12 protein-coding genes are annotated in these 23,683 nt (G+C 27.6%); all 12 read right to left on the reverse strand.

The genetic code is table 11. The features are described from left to right. Positions 1 to 87 precede the first annotated feature (87 nt). Genes GKG00_RS02000 through GKG00_RS02055 form a run of 12 tightly spaced genes read right to left on the reverse strand, consistent with a single transcriptional unit; the run spans position 88 to position 23,567 of the window. On the reverse strand, positions 88 to 777 hold the full coding sequence (locus GKG00_RS02000) for an alpha/beta hydrolase (RefSeq protein WP_004838464.1): 690 nt from the start codon (positions 775 to 777) through the stop codon (positions 88 to 90). A gap of 4 nt (positions 778 to 781) precedes the next feature. Then, a complete protein-coding gene (locus GKG00_RS02005) occupies positions 782 to 2,893 on the reverse strand; it encodes a class I SAM-dependent methyltransferase (RefSeq protein ID WP_154254020.1) in 2,112 nt (703 codons plus the stop codon). A gap of 19 nt (positions 2,894 to 2,912) precedes the next feature. Then, complete coding sequence (locus tag GKG00_RS02010; RefSeq protein WP_154254021.1) at positions 2,913 to 8,276, reverse strand: non-ribosomal peptide synthetase; 5,364 nt, start codon at positions 8,274 to 8,276, stop codon at positions 2,913 to 2,915. A 19-nt stretch (positions 8,277 to 8,295) separates the two neighbouring features. Beyond that, positions 8,296 to 9,345 (reverse strand): Gfo/Idh/MocA family oxidoreductase, encoded by a 1,050-nt coding sequence (locus GKG00_RS02015; RefSeq protein WP_154254022.1) that lies wholly within the window; start codon positions 9,343 to 9,345, stop codon positions 8,296 to 8,298. A gap of 1 nt (position 9,346) precedes the next feature. Next, positions 9,347 to 10,420: an NAD-dependent epimerase/dehydratase family protein gene (locus GKG00_RS02020; protein WP_004838460.1), complete on the reverse strand. Its 1,074-nt coding sequence runs from the start codon at positions 10,418 to 10,420 to the stop codon at positions 9,347 to 9,349. After that, positions 10,417 to 11,793 carry a phosphopantetheine-binding protein gene (locus GKG00_RS02025; RefSeq protein ID WP_154254023.1) on the reverse strand — a complete coding sequence of 459 codons (1,377 nt, stop codon included), beginning with the start codon at positions 11,791 to 11,793 and terminating at the stop codon, positions 10,417 to 10,419. Before GKG00_RS02025 ends, GKG00_RS02020 begins: the two co-directional genes overlap by 4 nt. A 24-nt stretch (positions 11,794 to 11,817) precedes the next feature. Beyond that, positions 11,818 to 13,275 carry a condensation domain-containing protein gene (locus tag GKG00_RS02030; RefSeq protein WP_108830669.1) on the reverse strand — a complete coding sequence of 486 codons (1,458 nt, stop codon included), beginning with the start codon at positions 13,273 to 13,275 and terminating at the stop codon, positions 11,818 to 11,820. Then, positions 13,272 to 14,336, reverse strand: a complete 1,065-nt coding sequence (locus GKG00_RS02035; RefSeq protein WP_094210132.1) for a Gfo/Idh/MocA family oxidoreductase — start codon at positions 14,334 to 14,336, stop codon at positions 13,272 to 13,274. The genes GKG00_RS02030 and GKG00_RS02035 overlap by 4 nt, the downstream gene beginning before the upstream one ends. A gap of 22 nt (positions 14,337 to 14,358) precedes the next feature. Next, positions 14,359 to 20,532: a non-ribosomal peptide synthetase gene (locus GKG00_RS02040; protein WP_154254024.1), complete on the reverse strand. Its 6,174-nt coding sequence runs from the start codon at positions 20,530 to 20,532 to the stop codon at positions 14,359 to 14,361. 16 nt (positions 20,533 to 20,548) lie between these two features. After that, positions 20,549 to 22,138: an AMP-binding protein gene (locus tag GKG00_RS02045; protein ID WP_022620596.1), complete on the reverse strand. Its 1,590-nt coding sequence runs from the start codon at positions 22,136 to 22,138 to the stop codon at positions 20,549 to 20,551. 18 nt (positions 22,139 to 22,156) lie between these two features. Beyond that, positions 22,157 to 22,831, reverse strand: a complete 675-nt coding sequence (locus tag GKG00_RS02050) for a 4'-phosphopantetheinyl transferase superfamily protein (RefSeq protein WP_036764335.1) — start codon at positions 22,829 to 22,831, stop codon at positions 22,157 to 22,159. Beyond that, on the reverse strand, positions 22,809 to 23,567 hold the full coding sequence (locus GKG00_RS02055) for a thioesterase domain-containing protein (protein ID WP_036764333.1): 759 nt from the start codon (positions 23,565 to 23,567) through the stop codon (positions 22,809 to 22,811). The genes GKG00_RS02050 and GKG00_RS02055 overlap by 23 nt, the downstream gene beginning before the upstream one ends. Positions 23,568 to 23,683: the final 116 nt, after the last annotated feature.

The following is a 23,683-nucleotide window of genomic DNA, read 5'->3' on the forward strand; positions in this document are numbered from 1 at the left end:
TGTTATCTAAAATTTTACTATATATTCCATTTTAAGTCAAGAGAATTTAGAAGAGACATGATTTTTATGAATTTACAACATCCATATTCATGAACGATTATTTTGTAAGAATAAATGTATGTCTTCGGCAACTTTTTCCCAATGTGGATCAAGCATACAATCATGACATAATTCATTATAAATCTTCAAAGTTGCACCATAATAATTCATACTATCAATCAGAGACTTTACAGGTATGCATCTATCATTTTTTGAGCCAATTATAAAAGTTGGTACAAATTTGCAAAAAAATTTAATAGAAGAATATGTTAATGTCAACAATCTTATATTTTTAGCTTCTTCTTTCATTTTAGCTACATATTCTTCAGCTTTATCTACTCTTCCAGAAAAGAAAAGTTCTTCCTTCGTTTTTCCGTAATAATTAAAAGAAATTTTTATAGCATTCAATAACCTATTACTAATTGGATAAGGTGAAAGTAATACTATTGCATTTACATTATTAATATTTTTATCATCTTGTAAATATTCATTTAAGATTAAATTGCCCATTGAATGAGAAACTATCGCTAATTTACTATTACTTTCTCTTTTTATCTTTCTTATAATTTCTTCTAACATTAAAACAGAGTTCCTAACATTTCTCGCATTTTTAGACAGAACGTGGATATTAACACTATAGCCTTTCTTTATAAAATATTTAGTAAAATTTTCATCCCAACACCATTCAGCATGTGATGCTCCACATATAAAAACAATATTATATTTTTGTGTTACCATATTTTCACCTCACTTTATCTTTAATTATTAATAACTTTTGCCCAAATATATTCAAATTGAAATTTTCTCTAGGGAAAATACTAATATCAAAATCCCCACATCGATTAATAAGTTCTATCCAATCATTTAATTCTAAAAAAGTGCTATTTTTAATCTTTCGTATATCATCAGGTTCTTCCATCATAAATACTTGTGATACTAGCATCTCAATTGGATTACCTATTGGTTCTGTAATCAACATTACTCCATCTGGTCTTATCTTTTTTAAAAATGCCTTCATTACTTTCTCAAGATTACTAGAATTATTTAAAACCCCTGCTGCAACAATAATATCTACCTTATCTAAAGATTCTATCTCTTCTAAATTATCAATATTAAGCCTTAAATACTTAATTGCTGAATTATTTTTAAACTTCTCTTTTCCAATATCTAAAAAGAACTTCGAAATATCAGTATATAAATAATTTATTTTTTGTATCAAACTATATTCATTTAATTTTGTAATTATACTATCTGTTGACGCACCTATACCAGCGCCAACCTCAAGTATGGTTATTTTCCTAAGCTTGCTTTCAAAGTGTCGGTTTACATAATCAGCGACCTGAATTCCGATTATTTCGTTTAAAAATCTGTATATTAAATTATTTTTATACAGAGCTGTAGCATATTTTATATCAGCTTCCGGGAATAATATAGCATTACAATCAATTTCCCCATAAAACAACTCTTTCAAATTTTTTATATTTTCTCTGATATAATCTATCGAAGAGGGATCACCTAATTTCCAATCCCATAATTCACGCAACTCACAAAAAAGTTGTTCTGTATTGATTTGTAAATTCTTAGTCAAATAAAAACTTCCTTCATTATTTTCTATAAATCCATGCAAAACAAGCATTTTTAACCATCTCTTTACTATCTTACTATTTTTGCTATGGAAGCAGTTTTTAATGATCTTTTCCTCAGAATATTTTATATTTTGATCGTTAAAAGCACCGTTGTCTTTAAAGAATTTAAATATTTCTCCTAATATATAAGTATCCAACGTTTCTTTATACTTTAATAAATATTCTTTCGAGATATATGAATAATTCCTCTCTATATTAGCAATTTCTTTACTCATATTTATTGTAACTGAATTATTATAATTAAATCCATCTCCTTGTTTCAAAGTTTGAAACCAATTATTTTTTCTTTTATATTCTCCTATTCCTGTCATTTTATCACATGATAATACTTTATTTATATCTTGAATAAAAGATAAATCGTTTAATGCTTCTTGAATATGAGAGCGATAATTAATTTCATTTATATCTATGCCCTCCTCAATAACTGTACTTAAATTCAACTTATAATTGTTCTTCAATGTTTGATTAAAACCGCTAATATTTCCTGCTGTTTTTTTTATTATATTATAACCATATAATATATTTTTCTGAATAAAGTTAATTGTTATGCAACAATTTTTTGTGAAAATTTTTAACTCATCATTGTACGCAGTAAATTGATATTCTTCATTAAGATTAGGTCTATATATTCTTATGCAAAACGGAACACTTGCAATATATCCTGAAAATGATTTTATCATTGAATTACCATGATTATTTGTTATATTTACTTTTTGATTTGTCTTCAATCCTTCTTTCAGTATTTTAAAAATATAATATATCAAAAACTTTGAAAATAACCCATCAATATATAAAATATTGTTCTTACTAAATTCTTCATATATCGTATTTGTACACTGTTTAAAAAAAATATCATTTTCACTTGGTATTTCTGGAATATAATAAACTTTTTTATTATTTGCAATTTTTACACAATCTTTTATTTGATCTACATCCAATGGCATCTGATCAACTATAGAAATTCCGGCTTCTAACAATTCCATTCTTAAATATGGATTGTTAGAAGCTATCAAGGATTTTTGAGGAATATACGCCCATTTAATATCTGATGGTAACTGCGAAACAAATTTGTATAGTTTTAGATTTTTAAAATAAGCATTTTTCTCAGCTAACTCATCTTCAGAATCTAATATACATAATTTAGTTTTTGCTTGCAAATAATGTAAATTTTCTGGATTACCACATATCAAAAGATTTGACACCTTCATTTACATCTCCTTTAGACGTTTATTTTTTTATTAACATCGCCAATTGTTTAGCATTATTTTTATTTTGTACACAACTGTAGTGATTTCCATCAATATAGAATTTGTTTATATCGCCTATAATTGAATCTTTCCATTTATCAACTAAATGCTCAATATATTTATATGCTCCTTTGTTATCTTTAGCAATATAATAATCAAGATCCCCAAAGAAAAGATCGGGATTATATTTTTGAGCTTCTACTGAATGTCTAAATATTTTATATAGTTCAAACAAAGAGTACATAGATAACGCCTGTTTCTGCTTTTTATTAATAAGACTATGATACTTAATAAATCTATCACTCTGTATCATATTGTTTAATTCTATAATAAGATTTTTATCTTCTTCATTATTTAAATGATCTAAAATATTTGATATCGTTAGTATGTTTTTATTAGTATCAATTGAAGTATAAATATCATCAAATATATCAATTTGTCTAATTCCTAAATCTTCTAAGTTTATACCAAACGCATATATGAATATTAATTCAAGTGGTAATTCATCAAAACTATTCTCTGGAATTGTTCCGCCTTCAATTATAGATAAATTAACAACATTGATTCCCATTTCTAAAAGTCTTCTTGCCATTTCTATTGCTACGACTCCACTAAAACTATATCCTATTAGCTGCACTTCTTTGACATCAAATCCAACTATCTTTTTACAATACATATCCGCTAACATAGGCACCAGGTTTTTCTTATCAAGTTCTAAATATTTTTTTATATTTGAAACTCCCAATATCAAAACATCTCCTGCATTTTGTTGGCATAATTCTGTAGCTAAATCCTTGAAATTTTCCCAACTTCCAAAAGCGCCGTGTACAAGTACCCTTAACCTTGAGGTCTCCAAATTGTTTGAACCTTTAAAAATTTTTGTATATACCATTTCTTCATCACTATAATCTTTTTCTACATCCTTGTCATCACTTTTTTCCAGAAACGCAGAAATTTCAGATACAAAAGGAAAATTAATTATTTCTCTCAATAATTCTTCAAAAGAAATTTCCTTATTTAGCTTATTTTTCACTTCGGTTGCTATTTTTGCAATAATAAGTGAATCTGCACCAAAGTCATAAAAATTTGATTCCAGTGTTAAATCTTCAGTTTCCAACAAATTTTTGCAAATTTTAAGAATTTTTTCTTCAGTTTCAGATGTCGCTTCATTGTTAGCTGTATAAACTTTTTCTTCATTATTCTCAGCATTAATTATATCAAAATTCTTTTCCTGATCAATTTTGCCATTACTATTCAACATTATAGATTCTACATAGTAAACTTTAGATGGAATCATATAATTTGGCAAATATCCCTTAATACTCTCGTTTATTTTTTCCCTATCTATTTCCATAAACTTCGTTTTAAACTTTTTAATAAAAAGAGTTGCCCCAAAAATCCCTAAAGATTTATTCTCATATGGAAATTTATAAACTTTATTGCTATCATCAACCTTAAGCAATATATTTTCCCATGTTTTTGTGTCTATAAATACAGTTTCTTCTCTTATGCTATCAATTGCTTCTTCCATCATTAATGCTTGCGATACCAATAGCCAAGGTTCGTTTTTTATAGCTTCTGAGAATAACAAATATCCTTTAGGTGCCATCAATGTCTTAATGTAAGACATGCTTTTAGCAATATCTTTAACATTTTCCAATACATATGCTCCTATAATAATATCAAAATAATTTGGTTGTAGGCCATTTTTAATTGGATCTTCATTTATATCTAGTTGGTAAACTAATATATTCTTATTATTTTTAAAATTTTCTTTAGCCTGTGGTAAAAAATATTTTTGCAAATCTGTAAAATGATATTCATAGTCATGACCATCAAGTATTTTTAATAGTTTTTTTGTTGTTGCACCAGTACCTGCACCAATTTCTAAAACTCTTATCTTTTTCTTTTTATTGTACTTTAAATAATTTTCTAAAAACTGGCAATAATAGTCATTAATCAAGGCTGAAAATATACTTTTTTCATAAAGAGATTCTGTATATTTCTTTGACCCATTAGGATAAAGAATTCCTCTTGGATCAATCTTGTTTGTTAAAATGTTTTTTAAATTATCTATATTTTCCTTAATATAATACATTATATTAATATCTCCGAATGCATTATCCCACATTAAAATACAATTATTCCATAACTTATCTAATAATTCTTTCTTTATTATTTTAGGAATTACAATTGATTCTCCCTTTGAATAAATAACATTATTTATTTTAAGCTGAGTTATCCACTTATTTATAATTTTATGATATTTTAAATCTATATCAGTTGAATTTTTTTCATAATTATATAAATTTAAACCAATATTTTTTAATACCCCTAAATCTATCAAAGTATTTAACATCGAATTAAGGCAAACTATATCCCTTTGTTTGCAAATATATTGATAACAATCATAGTCTATATTTTTTTGAATATTTTCTTCTATTGCCTCAAACCCATCAAAATATTTATCGTATTGTTCGTCAACCTCACTAATATCAACCCCTATTTTGGCAATAACTTCAATCGGTTTATCCTCCTTATTATAGTTGACTCTAACAATTAAATCATCAATTCCTTCCTGTTTCATTAAGGTGTTTTTTATCTCTCCAAGTTCTATTCTATTGCCTCTTATTTTTACCTGAGTATCTTCCGTACCTAAAAATTCTATTTCTCCACTTGATAAATAGCGACCCAAATCTCCAGTAGAATAAAGTCTGACCTGCTTTAGAGGATGAATAAAGAACTTTTCTTCTGTTAACTTTTTATCTCCTAAATACCCTTCCGCCAAGCCTCTACCAGATATATATAAATTACCTTCGCAATAAACTGGACAATCTTCAAAATTTTTATCTAATACATAAATTTGTTGATTAGTGAGCGGTTTCCCATACGGAATGCTTTTCCATCCCTTTTTAATACCTTTATATTCATGATAGTTAGACCATATAGAGGCTTCTGTAGCACCTCCCAATACTATTATTTTAGATTCTACAAAAGTTTTTTGCACCGCATTAGGCATATTTAAAGGGATCCAATCTCTTGATAGCAATATTAGTTTAATAAAATTTTGTTTTTTTGATAAATTTTCTAAATAATTTAAATATAGTTTCATTAATTCTGGTACCATATTTAATATAGACACAGAATTTTCTTCAATCAATTTATCCCAATGAGCAGGATTTAAATACTCACTTTCATCAGGATATACAATAGTTCCTCCAACTGATAACATTCCAAAAATATCATAAACAGATAAGTCGAAATCTAATTTTGATATTCTTAATAAGCAATCTCTCTCAGATATTTCGAATTTTTGATTTATATCATATATAGTATTAAATACTGCGCCATGATTTATTACAGCACCTTTTGGATTTTCAGTAGTCTCTGACGTAAACATGATATAAGCTGCATCATTCGAATCAACATGTTCTATATTAAACATATTTATCAAATCTAACCTATAATTTACATCATCAATGTTCACAAAATTTCTTTGTCTGCTATCATAACAACTGCCATTTGTCAAAATAACTTTACAATTACATTGTTTTAAAATATTCTCTAATCTTTTTTCTTCTATATTAAAATCTACCGGAACATATATAGCTCCTACCATAAGTATTCCAAGAATAGTATAAACTTGACTTTTATTATGTGGTAGTTTTACAATTATATGCTCACCTTTTTTTACATTTTTTTCTTTCAATGCTAAAGCTATAGATACAGACTTATTATATAATTCTTTATAAGAAATTGAGCCTCTGGAGTCTATAATAGCCGCCTTATCTGGATAAGATTTTACTTTTTCTATAAAATCTTCTAATAATGTCTTATTCTTAATTTTTTTATTTGTAGCATTAACTTTTTCTCTAATTTCACGTTGCCACTTAGGTAGATCAATTTCAAGACGTTTCTCCCAAAATTCTTCATTGTTCGATAAATTTATTAAAATCTTCTTAAACTCACTAAACATATCCTCCAACATATCATCTTCAAATATTCCTTCACGAACATCCCAATTAATCTGTAAACCTAATTCAGTATCCATAGCTTGACAATCAATAAATACTTGCGGTGTTTGAGATATTCCATACACATATCTTCCTATCAACCTCTTTTTAATTAACCCTATTGCACTTGTAAATACATACGGCGCTAAAAATTCTTTGGAGTTATGCAGTTTAGCAATATCTCTTAATATATTAACTCCAGGATATGCACTATTATCTATTGAGCTGAATAATTCTTTATTAACTTCTCTTGCTAACTCTGAAAAAGATTCTTTTATGTTTTTTATCGAAATTACCGATGTATTTGTAAAATCGCCTACTAAAGATTCTATATTTTCCCCTAAATTTTTCTTGTTAAATAAAGTTAAATTTATAAGAAATTCTTTTTCTGTACTCCATTTTTTTAGTACTTCACTATATACAGTCAATACTGATGCTGTCGGTGTTAAAGCATGGTTTTGAGCTAAAATTTTAAATTTATCCCACATATCCTTATCTAATGTTAAAGACAATCTTTTAAACTTACAAACGTCCGTTTCTTTTAGCGTTTTTAAAGGTATTACTGGAGATGTCTTTAATTTTCTAGTCTTTTGACTCCAATATGCTTTCGCATTCTTGTATTCCGAGTTTTCTTTTGTCTTTTCTTCACTTATTATATAATTCCTAAATGATATCTTAGATTGTCTATCATTCTCTATTCCTTTAAAATACTTCATCTCAAACTCTAATAAAAGTTGCCATATACTTGACCAATCACATATCATAAAATCCATCGAAAAGTGTAAAATTGATTTTTCTCCATAATTTGATACTCCAATATCAAACATTGGCCATTTTTCTAATTGATAAACTTTATCCTCTAACTGTTCTCTAATAGATATCCTATCTCCAGTAACAACCTCATATTCTGGAACTTTTTGTAGTATTTTTTGATATCCTTCTTTAAATATAACTGCCCTCAGCATTTCATGTTTATTTATCAAGTAATTCCATGTATCTTGTACTTTTGAAACGTCTAAATTATCATATAAAAATTCTTGATAAATGTGACAAGATACATTTCCATATGAATGTAAGTCATCTCTTCCATAAAGATATGATGTCTGAACTGGAGATAATGGAAATGGTGCGTAATCATCTTTAACATCATATTTATTCTCAAGTTTTTTAATGTATTCTTTAAGTCCCTCTTTATTTAATTTTAATTCCATTAAAATATCTTCATCTAACTGACCATTTATGGATTTATATTTTAACTTTTCACCATCAACATACAACTCAATACCTTGCTTAGAATATTTTTCAATTATTTCTTTATAACCGTTCTCCATTATTTACCTCCTTATTAAATTATTCATCAAAAATTTTTATATCACTCAGCAAAAGCAGCTTCTCTTTACTAGTCTCCATAAACGTTGCATATCCCGCTTTTTTCTGCAAAATTTCCCATTTTTTAGATGTTGATAGTTCCCTGTTTACTCGACGAATATCAAGTTTGCCTGAATTCATATATTTCTTCATTTTAATCAATTCTGCTGTTATTGAATCAATCCAGTATGTTTGAAAAAATTTTGAAGTACTCGTTTCTTTTAAAGAATTCAAAACCTTGTAGATTGACTCTTTACCTATATTTAAATCGTCTTTAGCTCCTTTTAAATATGTTCTTGGACGCCAAGCAACATCTCCATAAGCATCATTTAGCGATAATACTCCATCTTCATAATAAAGTTTAAAACTATACATTAATTGCATATTATAATCAGGTGTTTTGGGATTTAATTGATTATTGAATTCTATTAAAATAGGTAATTTCCCTATATTTCCATATAATATATCAAATGGGCCTAATCCCTTTATTATATTATTATCCAACTCTAAATCACCTAAAATACCAGAAATAGCTAATAAATCCAAAGCTACATATGATAATTGTGTAGAAAAAGAAACGCTTATATATTCTAACTTAGAATATATATTTAATTTTTTTGCATACACTGCAAATCTCTGCATATTTGATAAATTTGAATATAGATTTGCAGTCAAGTAAATAAGGTTTTTCTCTCTTGCTAGCTTATAACATTTATATAAATGTTCTTGATAAACAGGTTGCTCTTGAATTACGTTTATTCCTTTATTTAGTAAATCTATGCACAATTCTGTTCCATCCCCACCTGTTCCCTCACTTCTAACAATAACGCAAGCTAAATCTATATCTGATGGCAATTCTTCAACATTAAAATACAGTGGTACCTTATATTTCTTTGAAAGTGTCTTTGACCTTTCACTGCCTCTTCCGATAATACCAACAATTTGAAAATCTGATTCGGCTCTCTTTAATGCTTTTAAATAAAATTCCCCAAAATTCGTGCCACAAACTATGGCTTTCAATCTTTTTTTCATTTTATATTTCTCCTTCAAAGATATTATTCAATTTCAAATTTGTTCCTTTCATCAATTTGTAATAAAATGTTGTATCCATTTCCATCATCTTATCAAGTAAACTATTTAATAAAGGAAACTCACTCATATCTTTGATTTCAGTTTTATTACCATGTTCTAGAGCTAAAATAGAAACAGCTGCTACTGTTAGAGCCGTTAATCTAGTTGGTGAAATGCTTTTTAAAATCATATTAGCATCTATAGTATTTTTATTTTTTATTCCTGTTGCCTCTAAGATAAATCCTCCAAATTCTTTTTTTTCAATATTATCCAAATTGGATAAATCCACTAATTTTTGTGCCATTACATTTATATTTTCAATGTTATCAGAACGGATATTCTTTAAAAAATTGCAAACATATCCGTTCTTTATGCACATATAAAATATGGCATTTTCCACACCTATTTGCCTACAAACTTTAAGAGTTCTTTTATCAATATACGGAAATGGCACCCATCTTTCGCTGCTTATTGGCAATGTTATTGTTTTATTTCCTGCCAAATAGGGTTCTATCTTTCCTGAATTTAAGATTGATCTTGCATAAAAACCATCTTCACTTAAATATCTCAAGTATTCTTTGGCTGCATTATAAGTAAATTCTCCATTAGAGGCGTAATACATTTGAAAACTAAGGGTTTTATCAAAAACTCTAGAAATAATAACTGGCAATGCTTCTATTAATCCTGGCGATGAACCAACTCCATGATATATTGTTCCTCCTTCAAAAACAGATTTCTCATAGAAATTATAATAACTTAAGTCAATGAGAATACATTTGTTTTTATTAACTGTATCTATTAAATTAAATATTGATGAATCTGAATACCCTGAACAGTTTATAATACAGTCACATCCATCAACAAACTCAATACAAGTATTTATATCATCCAAATCTATAAATGCAAAAGTATTCTTACTCTTATAAACTTTTTCTTTTCTTCTATATCCCAACTTTATATCTTTGATTCCATAATCATTCAAAATTTTAGTACATTCTGAACCAATATCTCCAGTAGCTCCAATTATTCCTATCATATTTCACCTTCTACTACCTCCATACCTAACTGTTTTGAATTTATCAAATTTAACATTTTTTCAAATTCAGGATTTGAAAAAATTTCATTTAATGTGAGTTTGCATTTTAATCTTCTTTCTATCTCAACTAGAAGCTTTGTTGCAGATAAGCTATTTCCTCCAAGCTTAAAATAATTAGAATTTCTATCTACATCATCTATATCCAAATTTTGCATCCATATTATTTTTAAGATTTCTTCTAAATTTTCATTATAATTTTTTAATTGTTCTTTTATTGTTGCTTTATCAGAGACATCCACATCAAAAGAGTCCAATGACAGCAAAACAATCTTATTATCGAAATCTAACCCAATTTCATTTTCTAAGTTATTTATCAACTCAATATGATCTGTATAGTTTTCTGATTCGAGATAATAAGCAATATTATTTTCTATCAAAAACATAGTATTTTTAAAAAAATATTTTTTGGCTATTTTCTTAATGTAATCAACTTTATAAAAAAACTGCGTACGTTTTTCAGTTTCTACATCAAGATTTTTTTCTTGAAAAAATATGGCTGTAAGTACAGATATTGGATCCATTTTACCAAAATCAATTACATGAATTTTTCCGTTTCTTTTTAACATTAGTTTTGAGGTTTTGAAAAAAGATTCAACGTCTTCAATTTGATGTAAAAAATTAACAGAAATAATGTGATCAAATCTACTTAAGTAATTATCTTTCAAAAATTTCTTATCATTGCAATCATTTAATAAAATTACATTGTTTAAATCTTTAATTCTGCTGACTAAGTTATCTTTTATTATGCAATCTACATCATTAACAATGCCTATTGTTAACCTTTTAATATCTTTACTTTCATTATTGATGTTTTTAATTAATTTATCTAATAAGCCCTCAGTAAACTCACTTCTAATGCCTAGTTTTGCTGGGGATATTTCATTATCTAAAAGCAAAAGCTCTTTTTTATTATTATTCTCAAGTATATCTACAAATAAATTCTTTTTTAGTTGTAGTTTTCTATATAAAGAATCCTCTGCGATTTTTACTTCATTCATCTCATCTGCTTTAAAATCTTTCACATATTTCAACCAGTATTTAATTATATTTTCATTCTTGTTGTCTATTTTTATTTTTTTAACATTAATTTCAGTTAATAAATCTAATAAAAATTTTTGGACAAAATACTTTCTCTTTTTTACTTCATTGTCTGTATTAATATTATCAATATAATTTATCTTAAATTCCGATTTATCTTCCTCTAATTCTGGTTCAACCAGGAGCGTTTTAACATTTTCTTGTGAGATTATTGTTTTATATTTACCACTATAAATTCTTTTTTGATACTCAATATTAAACTTTTTTCTTTTCATATTATTCCCTCCATAGTTGATTTATCAAAAATTAGAGCATATTTCATTTGAAACATCAATATACTTACCTACCATCCAAATAATATCCTCTTCATATAATAACTCATCTATATAATCAAAAGTAATCACAATACTATCATCAATCATTCTTATATGATGATCTAGATAAACTTGAGGTGTTTGACTTAATGAACATATTTCATGAAATCCATTTTTACAATTGCTATAACTCTCTCCAATCATGCAAGTAACTACTATTGGAAACAATTTATTTATTCCATTCTCTTGCCTAGCTTTATTTATAACATTAATCCCATCAAAACATCTATATTCTAATAACTTAAATATTTGTTTTTGGGTTTTTTTGATGGACTCTAATATAGATTTATATTCATCTTTATAGCTAATTAATCCTATATTTGTAAATTCTCCCAACAATTCATCTGCATTTTTAACTACTGGTAATTTCCCAAATAATGTTGTTGTTATTGTTAATTCGTCAGTCTCAATTAAGTCAGACAATACTTTCATATAAATAGTGATTAATATAGCAGACAACGTTACACCTCTTAGTTTTGAATAATGTATTAAATTGTCAGTTTGTTCTTTACTAAAACGATATTCTTTTCTTTTAAAATTGTATTCTTCTAAGTCATTAATCGGCATTTTTGTTCTTAAATTCGGTGCTTTTGGTAGTGTTTTTATCATTTTATTCCAATATTTTTCAGCCTCATCTAAAAGTCTCTTATTAAATGCAAGTTCCTTATATATTCTTAAATTCATTACATAATCTTTATAAGATACATCGGAAAAACTTATTTTTTCTCCTTCGTATAACGCAAAAAGCTTATATATCATATTACCTGCACTCCACGCATCTAATATAGAACAATCAAAACTTATGTGGAGTACATCATTTTTATTCTCGCCATTAATTTTCTTTCCAACTACAAATTTAAACATAGGCCATGTTTCGATATTATACTTCATATGCGATAAAATCTTTCGCATTTTATACCTATCCTCTTTAGAATTATATTGATATTTAAAAACTTTATATTCAGGAACTTTTTCCAGAATAATCCCTCTACCATCCGATAATAAAATCAATCTTAAAATATCATTTTTTCTAATCATCAAATTAATGTTTTTTTCAAGATTAGCAATATTTAAATTTTGCTTTTCAAATTCAATATAATAATGAGCATTAACTTTATTTAAAAATTCCCCATCTACTTGTCCAGCCATATATGCCAACTGAAGTGAACTCAATTCCAAAGTGTTTTCTTGTGCTTTTGATAAATATCTGAGTAAATCCTCTTTGTTAACTTTAATTTCGTTGATTACCTCTTCATTGTATAATTCTTTTTTGATTCTATATTTTAATTTTTTATCTTCCACAAACAAAAACATTCCCTGTTTTCTCAGCTCATTTACATAATCAAATAATTCTAAGTCTGTACTATCATTTTTTAGTTTCATTTTTTCATCCCTAAATTTTTTAAAGCTTGTAAATGGTTAAGATGTTCTTCACCAAATTTAACATTTTTAGGAAACCCTATTTCTTTCATTATTTCTCCCCATTTTTTCGAAACTATTATTTCCTTTTGCGTTCTTGTAATATTATTTTTTCTTTGTTTAACATTTTCAATAAATTTTTCAATTTCTTTCCTTATGGCATTCGGAAAAACATCATAAAGTATAGTTTCATATGTCAAGTTACTGTAATTTGCCAAGCTAAATTTTATTGGCTTATTTAAATAATTAACATCAATTTGTTTTGAATCTAACACAATATTATCAGATATATTCATTCTATCCCTCCATATTACAGATCCAAAGGTATCTTCAAGATCTAATCTTCCACTTTTATAAAAAAAAGTAATTTTATGAAGAAGATGCATATGGTTATTCCCATCCACATCAGAAACCTCATTATGAATTTGTAAGTTTACATCCAATTGCCCATTTGACAAAACAACACGATTAAAAGGGTATCTTTTCTCTGTTAACGTTGGAATTATATTAAAACTTCTAAGAAGAGGTAATGCTTCGTTCAGAATACCTATCAAAGAATAAAGAAGTTGCGAAGATGTCATGATATCTACATGTTCAAGAACATCTTCTTTATTTAAATATTTTGCAGCTTCAATAAATTTTTCAATAGTTTCCAATGAATTATATAAATTCCCTACTATATAACATGAGTTGAATTCATGAGCCAACTTTAAGCAGTTCTCTATCTCCCTATAATGAATTGGATGTTCCTGTATCACATGAATTCCTTTTTTTAAGAGACTCTCTGACAATTCAGTTCCCTTACCTCCCAATACAGAAGATTTAATTATAACAAATGCAATATCTATATTTCCTGGAATAGAATCTACATCAACATATAGTGGAACATTATGTTCTTCTGCACACCTCTTAGAACGACTACTTCCAAAAGCTAATATACCTACCAATTCAATATTATTTATTTTTTTTATCGCATTTATATATGATTGACCAAAAGTTGTTCCACAAACTATCGCTTTCATCATAATGTTCCTCTCTCCAAATACATCATTTCAAAAAATCCATCAACTTTATTACCAAATTTTCAATATATGGAGTTTCCATAAATTCCCCTAATTCTAAATGAAAACCATATCGTTCCATTAATGTATTAGATAGTTGTATCATATTTAAAGAATTCCCTCCTAGTTTAAAGAAGTTATCTTCTTTTTTTATTTCTTCAATTTTTAAAATTTCTTTCCAAATTTCTGATATAGAATAAAGTAGCTCAGTGTTCAATTTATCTTCTGTTTTCTTGTTTGATTTATGAATATCTTCATCAGGTTCATTATTTTGATAAACTGATAAGTCTTCTCTAATACATACATTATTTTCAGTATCTTTATTTTCCTTATAATTAATTTTAGTGGAAAACGCATTGGTATTATTTATTATAGTATCCAATAAGTTTCCATAAGACTCAAACATCCTATCTAGCAACTGTGCCGTAAATATTTCATCAATGGAATCCCAAATTATTTTTAATTTGCCGTCCATTTCCATAACTTGATGATCAAGCCAAACTTGTGGTGTTTGAGAAATACTATATACAAGTTCTCCTAGCCAAGCATCTTTCCTGCCTTCAGACAAACCTAATCCACTTGTAAATACTATAGGCATTAAAGAATATCTATTGTTAGAGTGTTTATTTCTTAATTCTCTTCCAAATTCTACAGCACTATATGAATTGTGTTTTGTATCTTCTAATAATTGTTTTTGCAACATTTTGGATTTTTCTAGCAATGAATCGCTAGTACAATTTTTTACTTCAAGAAATGTTAGGTTAGTAAAATCTCCTATGATTTTATTTATATCCGGATGAATTTGTTCCTTGTTAAACTGTGTAATATTTAATACAAATTCATCATTTAATGAATATTTCCTAATTATTTCAGAAAATAATGTTATTAATAAAATTGTCAATGTTATGTTATTTTCTCTTGCGATTCCTTTTAATTTATTCAATCCATAAGAATCAATAATTTTTTCTCTTCTATTAAAAGTTTGTTCTTCTATATCACTTTCTAACTTTGCTATTTCAAATTTAGGGGCTTCCAAAAATCCATTCAATCTATCCAGCCAATATTTTTTATCAACTTGATATTTAGATGTGTTTTTTACTTTTCTAATTTCTAAAACATAATCTCTAAATGAAACATCTGGTAATTCCTTATAAAAATTTTCATCATTATATCTTAATTTCAATTCATCTAGAATATAGAACATACTCCAACCGTCTAAAATAATATTATCTAAACTAATATGGAGTCTGGATTTAATTTCATCTAAAATGCTAAGTTTGAAATTAAATATAGGCCATTTATCTATCTTTAATATTTCGTGAGACATAATATCTCTAGTCAGTTTTAAAGCTTCCTCTTGTTCAACCTTATTAAGACATGATAAGTTATTAATATCTAACATAAATGGTGGAACTTTTCCCAATATCTGTTGTGTTCCATTGTTTAAAATTATCGCCCTTAACATAGAATGATACTTAATCATATCATTTATTACCTTTTGAAGTTTATTAGGCTCAATATTCAAACAATCTAATTCGAAGTAACAATGTGTTGCTACTGAACCTAAAGAATACATTTTGTTTCTTCCTATCCAATATGCAAATTGCACATCCGTTAATGGAAATGGCTCATTTATGTTTTTAAAATCATGTACAATTCTTTTATATGGTAAATGTCTATCTTTTTCGATTTTCTTAATAAACTCTGAAAAATCTCTTAAAATAGGATATTTAAAGATATCGCCAATTGATACTTCTACGCATAATTCTTTTTGAATTTTTGAAACAACCTTTGTTGCTGTAAGAGAATCTCCCCCTAATTGAAAATAATTAGAAGTAAACGATACATTTTCATTATTTAAAATTTCTTTGTATATATCAATTATTTTTTTTGTAATTTCATCATACTTTTCTATTTCATTTGTATTATTAATCCTTTTTCTGACATGGATAAAATTATGGTCATCATTTCTTTCTATCAATTTTCTTAATGCTTTTCTGTCAATTTTCCCATTTTTATTTAATGGCATTTCTTCTACAATTATAAACTCAAGTGGAATCATGTATTCAGGAAGCTTGTTCTTTAAAAATTTAATTAATTCATCTTGTTCAACATCTATTTTGTTATTTTTAAGAACATATATCATACTTCCCATTTTGTTAATTTCAGTCTCATTAGATAAATACTCAATTTTATATTTACAATTTTCACTTGCATTTTTAATGTTTTTAATATTTGGAATAATTTTTCCATTTCGCTCTAACAAATCAAAATCAATAAAACCACGTTCTAGTACAGATGCACTAATTTCTGGTAATAATAATTCATCATTTATTTCAGTTCCAATCACAACGCCCATAGGAGATAATATGGTTTTTATATTACGCAACATATCTGAAATATTATGAGAACGATGTAGCGAATTATATAATATGACAATATCAAATTTTTCCGTTTTAAAATTTTCCAAATACTTACTTGAAGAATTTATTTTTATAAACTCGAAACAAGTATATTTATTTTTTATGCCTTCAAACTCATTTGAAAAATATAGCGAAGTGTCGGTATAAACATATTTTTCGATTTTATCTTCAAAGTTTGTAATTATCTCTTCTGTTAATTCGCTATTTCTTCCACCTATTTCTAAAATCTTAAGCTTTTTATTTTTGCCATCAAATACCATCTTTATAATTTCAATAAGTTCATTTATATTTTCTTTATAATTTTTCAGTTTTTTCAAAAGTCTGGAAGGACTAAGTTTAGATTCAGAAGCATAAAACACATCAACAGCTTGTTTCTTACCCTGTATAATATCTACCACATTATTTTTGAAATTATCTAGGTTGACTGTTGTGTCTAATGCTATATCTATTTTTTTAAATAAATAAATACCATCTTCTAAACTTATCATACTATGCTCTTGCAATAATAATAGCCATCTTTTTACGAGCAATTCGTATCCTATATCTATTTCTCCAAATTTCATTATTTCATCAAAAGAATACCTTTTTCCTTGACTAATACCCAAATCCATGAAAATAGAAAATATCAAACCTAAAACCATATTATTTTCACTATTTAGATACTCATCATAATCAATGTATTCAGATTTCAGTTTATTTATTTTTTCATTACTACTTAATCTAGTTAATGCATGATCCTTACTCTCATTACTTTCAATAAATGCGACCAATTGATTATTAGTGCCTATCTTAATAACATCAACAACAGCTTTATTAATTTTAGGATTTCCAATTAAAGCATCTTCAATTTCTCCAAGTTCTATTCGATGCCCTTTAACTTTTACCTGATTATCAAGCCTTCCTAAAAATTCAATAGTTCCATCATTCCATGTTCTTCCAGCATCTCCAGTTCTATACCATTTAACTCCATCCGATTCTACAAATTTCTTTTCTGTTAATTCCTTATCTCCCCTATATCCCTTTGCAACACCAACCCCACCAATTAACAATTCTCCTTTAACATAGTTAGGACATATTCTTCCTAAACCATCAACTACTCTATAGACTTGATTCTTTAACGCTTTTCCATACGGAATAGAAATCCAATTTTCAGGTATTTCTTTTGGAATATTGATATAGTTTGACCATATGGATGCCTCCGTTGCTCCTCCCATTCCAACTACAAGAGAATTTTTGCTTCTGTTATAAAATCTTTTAGGTAATGTTGTTGCAATCCAGTCTCCAGAAAGAAAAACTAATCTCAATGGAATAGAAACATCTTTACCCTCTGCCATAGTTACTAGCATATCAAAAAGAATTGGCACCGAATTCCACATTGTTACTTCATATTTTTCAATAAGTTTTAACCAAAGTTCCGGATCTTTGAAATTATTATCATCTAAAGTAATGATGGTTCCTCCAGCCGATAATATTCCAAAAATATCATAAACTGATAAATCAAAATCAATTGCTGATACCATTATTACGCTATCATTGGCATTTACTTCATATCTTTCATTTAAGTCATTGATTGTATTAACAGCACTATTGTGTGCAATTTCCACACCTTTAGGAATTCCCGTCGTTCCTGATGTCATAATTACATAGGCTGTATCAAACGGACTAATATTGACAGGTTTTTCAATTATACTTTGAATAGTTGATTGATCTATATCAACAAATGTGATATCTGTATCATCTAAATTAAAATCCCTTATTGTATTTTTATTGGATAAGACATGTTTTATTCCTATCTGTTCATATATTTTCCTTCTTCTTTCGTTGGGTTGATTAATACCGATAGGAACATATGCTGCGCCGGCAAATAAAATTCCTAAAATACCAACTATTTGACTATATCCCCTTGGCAATGTTATTCCCACGTAGTCATTCTTTTTTACTCCAAAAGAAATTAAATTTGTTGCAATAATTAACGCCTTTTTGTATAAATCTCCATAAGTTAATTCAATACCGGATTGTGCATCCACAATAGCAACTTTTTCCGGGTTTACTTTAATCCTATCAAGAAATTCTGTATAGAGAGTTTGTTTAGGGTAACTCATAGGCAAAATATTTTTTAATTCTTTTTCTCTATCTTCAATCTGATTCAACGGAAGAATTTCAGGCAATCTATACCAATTTTCATTATCACTTAATGATTGTAATAAAGTGTATAAAGAGTCGAACATATCATCAATCATTCCATCTGGATATAATTCATCAACCACATCCCAGCATAATACAATCTCATCATCTACTAAATAAGTTTGAAAATCGAGCCAAACTTGTGGAGTTTGTGATACCATATAGTTTATTTTCCCGAATATTTTTCTTGTTTCCTGAGTCTCTAAAGGATAATCTATATTACAAGCAAACACCACAGGTGCAATATTGATAGTTTTTCCAACTTCTTTATAAACATCTCTTTGTACCTGCACTCCAGAGTATGAGCTGTGAGAGGCATTTTCTAAAAATGTGCCAGATATAGTTTTCACTCTATCTAAAAATTTTTCATTCTTTCTTTCACACTCAACTAATAGAAGATTAGTAAAATCTGCAACCATTCTTTTAACACTATTATCATTTACATCTCTATTGAATAATGGCACATTGATCACAAATTTTTCTTGATTTGTCCATCTTTCAATAATCATTGAATATGCTGATAACAGAACCATTGATGGGGTAACTTTATTTTTATATGCATTTTCTTTAATCTTAATCCAGTTTTCTTTGCTAATAATTTTCTTTCTTCTTGAAAAAACCACTTTTTCAATCATTTCCGGTTTTTTGTTAATGGGTAAGTTAGGTGCCTCTAAAGGAAAACTGGATTCAATTTTTTTCTTCCAGAATTCCTTATCTTTTTTGTATATTTCGTCATCTATTTTTCGTTCCTCCAGATAATTTTTAAAAGTATAATTGCTATCTATTGAAACTTTATCTTCTCCGCAGTACAGCTCTACAAGTCTACTCATTATAATGCCTATGCTCATTATATCTGCAACTAGAATATCAATATCTAAAAATATTCTATGTTTTTTATCCTTTAGTAACGCAATGCTAAGGCTAGCTACTTCTCCAACTTCTATATCAAATTTTCTATGAGACATTTCTTTTCTCATTTCCAATAGTTTTATGTCTGCATCTTCTTCAGATAGTGAAGTATAATTAAAAATTTTAACTTCTTTTGAGTATGGTTCTTCCATAATTTGCTGAGTACCATTACGGTTAAATTTTGCTCTAAGCATTGGATTTTCCATTTGTAAACAGTTCCAAGCAGCAGTTAATTTATCTGTTACAATCTCTTGTCCATCAATTTCTAAGTATGCGTGACACCCAACACCACCTAGAACCTGATCTTCTTCTCTCCCTACAAAATAAGCATACTGTACATCCGTTAAAGGGAACTCTTCCGAAATATTCTTTTCTCTTGATTCAGTCTTTTTATCAATATTTTTAATATTTGCTTTTTCAATAAGTCTAATCCAATCTTCAAGTGTAGGATTTTCCATTAGTTTTGCAAACGATAATTTTATCCCTAATTTTTTAAGCTCTGAAACTATTTGCATGATTTGGATAGAGCCTAAACCCTTTTCAATCAAATTGTCTTTTCCTGAAGGTTTAAATCCATCTAAGTTTGCTTGTAACATTTCATCAAGAAGTCGTACTGCCTGCTGTTTAGTTTGATATGTTTCCATATTGTAGCCTCCTTATCTATTTAATCATTTGTTGTTTTAATTTACTTTTATCTACCTTTCCAACGCTTGTTAATGGCCATTGATCAACATACTGTACTTCATCCGGTAACTTAAAAGAAGCAAGTCCTCTTTCTACCAAATAATTCCTTATATCTCTAAGTGTAAGAACGGTACTCCCCTTCAAAATAAATACACCTATTTTTTCTCCGAGAGTCTCATCGGGTATGCCAACAATTTGCACTTCTCTAATATTCTTATTTGTAAGCAAAATATTTTCCAACTCAGAAGGAACTATTTTTTCTCCAGCACGATTTATCATCTCCAACACACGACCAACAATTTTATAATTGTCTCCATATAACTTAGCGGCTCTATCTCCTGTTCTTAAAAAACATTCTTCTGTAAACTGAGTATCATTTAGTTTTGATGAATCATAATATTCCAAAATAGTATATGGTCCCCTAACTATTAGCTCTCCAAAATCTCCATCAGGAACCTCTTTCCCGTTTTCATCAACAATACGAGCTTCGTCAAACTCACTTAACTTCTTCCCTTGAGTATGTAATCTGTCATAATCATCGTCCAAAACCCTAGAGCAAGTAATCAACGACTCACTCATGCCATACAATTGCAATAATTTACAATTAAATTCTTCCTGAATCTTTTTTGCTAAGTTAGAATCAAGAACAGATCCACCTATCTGTATATACTTCAAACTGCTGATATCAGCATCATCATTTTTAAGATATTCTATACACATATTAGCTAAAGTAGGTACCAATGCCATAATGCTAACTTCCTGTTCCTCAATCAAAGGTATTATTTCATCAGGACTGGATACTCTACAAGTAACTACCTTACCACCTTTTGACAATGTCCCAATCATTCCCGGACAACAAAGTGCAAATTTATGGCTCATAGGTAAAGCTGCCAAATACACTGTATCTTCATTCATATCTGTTACATTTGCCAGTTCTTTTGCTAAATATATAAATTCACAATGCCTATTAGGTATTAGTTTCGGAAAGCCGGTTGTACCTCCTGACAATAAAAATATAGCTGTTTCCTTATACTCTAATTCTTCAACAAATTTATTTTTTCTATTTTGTCTTAAGGTACATAACTTCTCATATTTCTCTGTTTCGCCAATCAAATAAACTTGTAAATCTTCTTTCGTATCTTCTATAATATTAGACACCATATCTTCATATGAAAATCCTAAGTACCTGTTAATTCCAATATATGCTTTTGCATTTGTTTTATTTAAAATTCCCTTAACTTCTGAATATCTATGACCCATCAAGATAATTACAGGAATCACTCCTATACTCATCATTGCAAATAAAATTATAATAAATTCTTTGCTATTAGGAAGTTGAAATAATACTTTATCTCCCTTACAGAATCCTTGATTTAAAAGTCCATTAGCATAACAATCCACTTCATCTTTAAGTTGTCTATATGTCAATTCTTCATTTTCATCTACAACTGCTACTCTATCGGCGTATGTATTTGACCACATTTTCAAATGTTCGCCAACAGTTAGATGCTCCCAAACATCTTTATCATAAAAGTTGATTAATTGTCTCTTAATCTCTAAATTCATAATATTTGCCCTACCTTTTTAATAGCATAACGCAAAAACAAATTTTTCTTTTTCAAAAATCAAAATCTCCTTTTGAATATTATTTTCTTTATCTATAACTTTCATTACATTATTATTTTTATTAATAACATCGACTGTTTCCAAATTTTGAATTAAACCGACTCCTTTATATTTTAAATAAGCTTCTTTAGAAACCCAATATTTGTAAAAGTCTTTCAAACCTAATATTTTTTCATTGTTAATAAAAAAATTATTCTTAATTTCACTATAATCTATATTTCTTTCTATATTTTCAATATCAACTCCTATATCATTTCTTGAGAAGGCTACTATTGAAAATCCTGTGGTATGTGATATATTAAAATGTAAATTCAAATGATTTCTAATATATGGTTTATTATATTTACCGTAACGCCATCTAATCTCTTCGCATTTTAGTTTCTCAATTTTAGAAAATAGCAAGTTTACTATTGCTTTTGTTACAGCATAATTAATTCTGTCACTTTCTTTTCTATACTTCCACATAATTTCAATTTGATCTTTACTTAAATATGGAATACATTCACTTATAATTCCGTAACTATTTGTCTCTACAGCAACTACTGCTATACAATCATCATGTATAAATTGAACTACCTCATTAATGTCAAATTTTGTTAGTTCTGTAATTTTAATTATTTTTAACGTTTTCATTAATATAGCTTTTTATTTCCCTTATAACCATATCAGTAGATGTATTTACAAACATATGCTTGCCATCTATATATTTATAGACGAATTCTTTTGTTGTATAATCTTGCCATTTTTTAAGTTCTTCTAATTTCATTTCTTGATCTTTATCTCCCATAAGGCCAAGTATGGGACTTTCTAATTTTTCATGTTTTGTATCTTGATAGTCTTCGTCTATTACAAAATCTGCTCTAAGTGTCGGTAAAAAAATTGAAATCAATTCTTTATTATCTAATATCTCTTTCGGGGTTCCCTCATATCTTCTTAGCCCTTCTATAAAACCTTCGTCATCAAGGTAATAGATTGGGTTTGGTTCTTTATACACTGGAGCACGTCCACCTGAAATTATTATTCCTCTTGGATTTTCATATCTTGAATTTTTGATCTTTAAGGCTATTTCATAAACTATTTTTGTTCCCATACTATGTCCAAATAAATAGTAAGGTTTTCCAAAATCAAAATTTTCTTCCATATCATTGAATAATGTTTCAACTAAAATATTAATATCACTTATAGCTTTTTCAGAAAATCTATTTTCTCTTCCTGGATATTGAGCAACAAATATCCTTACATCTTCAAATTCATATTTCCAATTTCTAAATGCAGATACTCCACCTCCTGCAAACGGAAATATAACAAGACTAGCTTTAATATTGTTTTCGTCTAATTCTTTATTTAGCATTTCAAAATTTTTTGACATAAATTCACCTTTTAATATATTTTTTGTTAGCAATAGCTAACTTTTATTCATTATATACCATTTGATAACATTTATCAATGAGTTTTTGAACTTTTTTGTAAAATAATTAAAAAAAA

The sequence above is a fragment of the Finegoldia sp. BIOML-A1 genome, from assembly GCF_009678325.1.
In the GTDB taxonomy this organism is placed as follows: Bacteria; Bacillota; Clostridia; order Tissierellales; family Peptoniphilaceae; genus Finegoldia; species Finegoldia magna.

Excerpts from the sequence above, each read along its gene's own strand:
- GKG00_RS02050 (WP_036764335.1), bottom strand. The coding sequence starts at position 22,831 with ATGAAAACGTTAAAAATAATTAAAATTACAGAACTAACAAAATTTGAC.
- GKG00_RS02055 (WP_036764333.1), bottom strand. The coding sequence starts at position 23,567 with ATGTCAAAAAATTTTGAAATGCTAAATAAAGAATTAGACGAAAACAAT.
- GKG00_RS02000 (WP_004838464.1), bottom strand. The coding sequence starts at position 777 with ATGGTAACACAAAAATATAATATTGTTTTTATATGTGGAGCATCACAT.
- GKG00_RS02020 (WP_004838460.1), bottom strand. The coding sequence starts at position 10,420 with ATGATAGGAATAATTGGAGCTACTGGAGATATTGGTTCAGAATGTACT.
- GKG00_RS02040 (WP_154254024.1), bottom strand. The coding sequence starts at position 20,532 with ATGGAAACATATCAAACTAAACAGCAGGCAGTACGACTTCTTGATGAA.
- GKG00_RS02010 (WP_154254021.1), bottom strand. The coding sequence starts at position 8,276 with ATGGAGAACGGTTATAAAGAAATAATTGAAAAATATTCTAAGCAAGGT.
- GKG00_RS02025 (WP_154254023.1), bottom strand. The coding sequence starts at position 11,793 with ATGAAAAGAAAAAAGTTTAATATTGAGTATCAAAAAAGAATTTATAGT.
- GKG00_RS02005 (WP_154254020.1), bottom strand. The coding sequence starts at position 2,893 with ATGAAGGTGTCAAATCTTTTGATATGTGGTAATCCAGAAAATTTACAT.
- GKG00_RS02015 (WP_154254022.1), bottom strand. The coding sequence starts at position 9,345 with ATGAAAAAAAGATTGAAAGCCATAGTTTGTGGCACGAATTTTGGGGAA.
- GKG00_RS02030 (WP_108830669.1), bottom strand. The coding sequence starts at position 13,275 with ATGAAACTAAAAAATGATAGTACAGACTTAGAATTATTTGATTATGTA.
- GKG00_RS02045 (WP_022620596.1), bottom strand. The coding sequence starts at position 22,138 with ATGAATTTAGAGATTAAGAGACAATTAATCAACTTTTATGATAAAGAT.
- GKG00_RS02035 (WP_094210132.1), bottom strand. The coding sequence starts at position 14,336 with ATGATGAAAGCGATAGTTTGTGGAACAACTTTTGGTCAATCATATATA.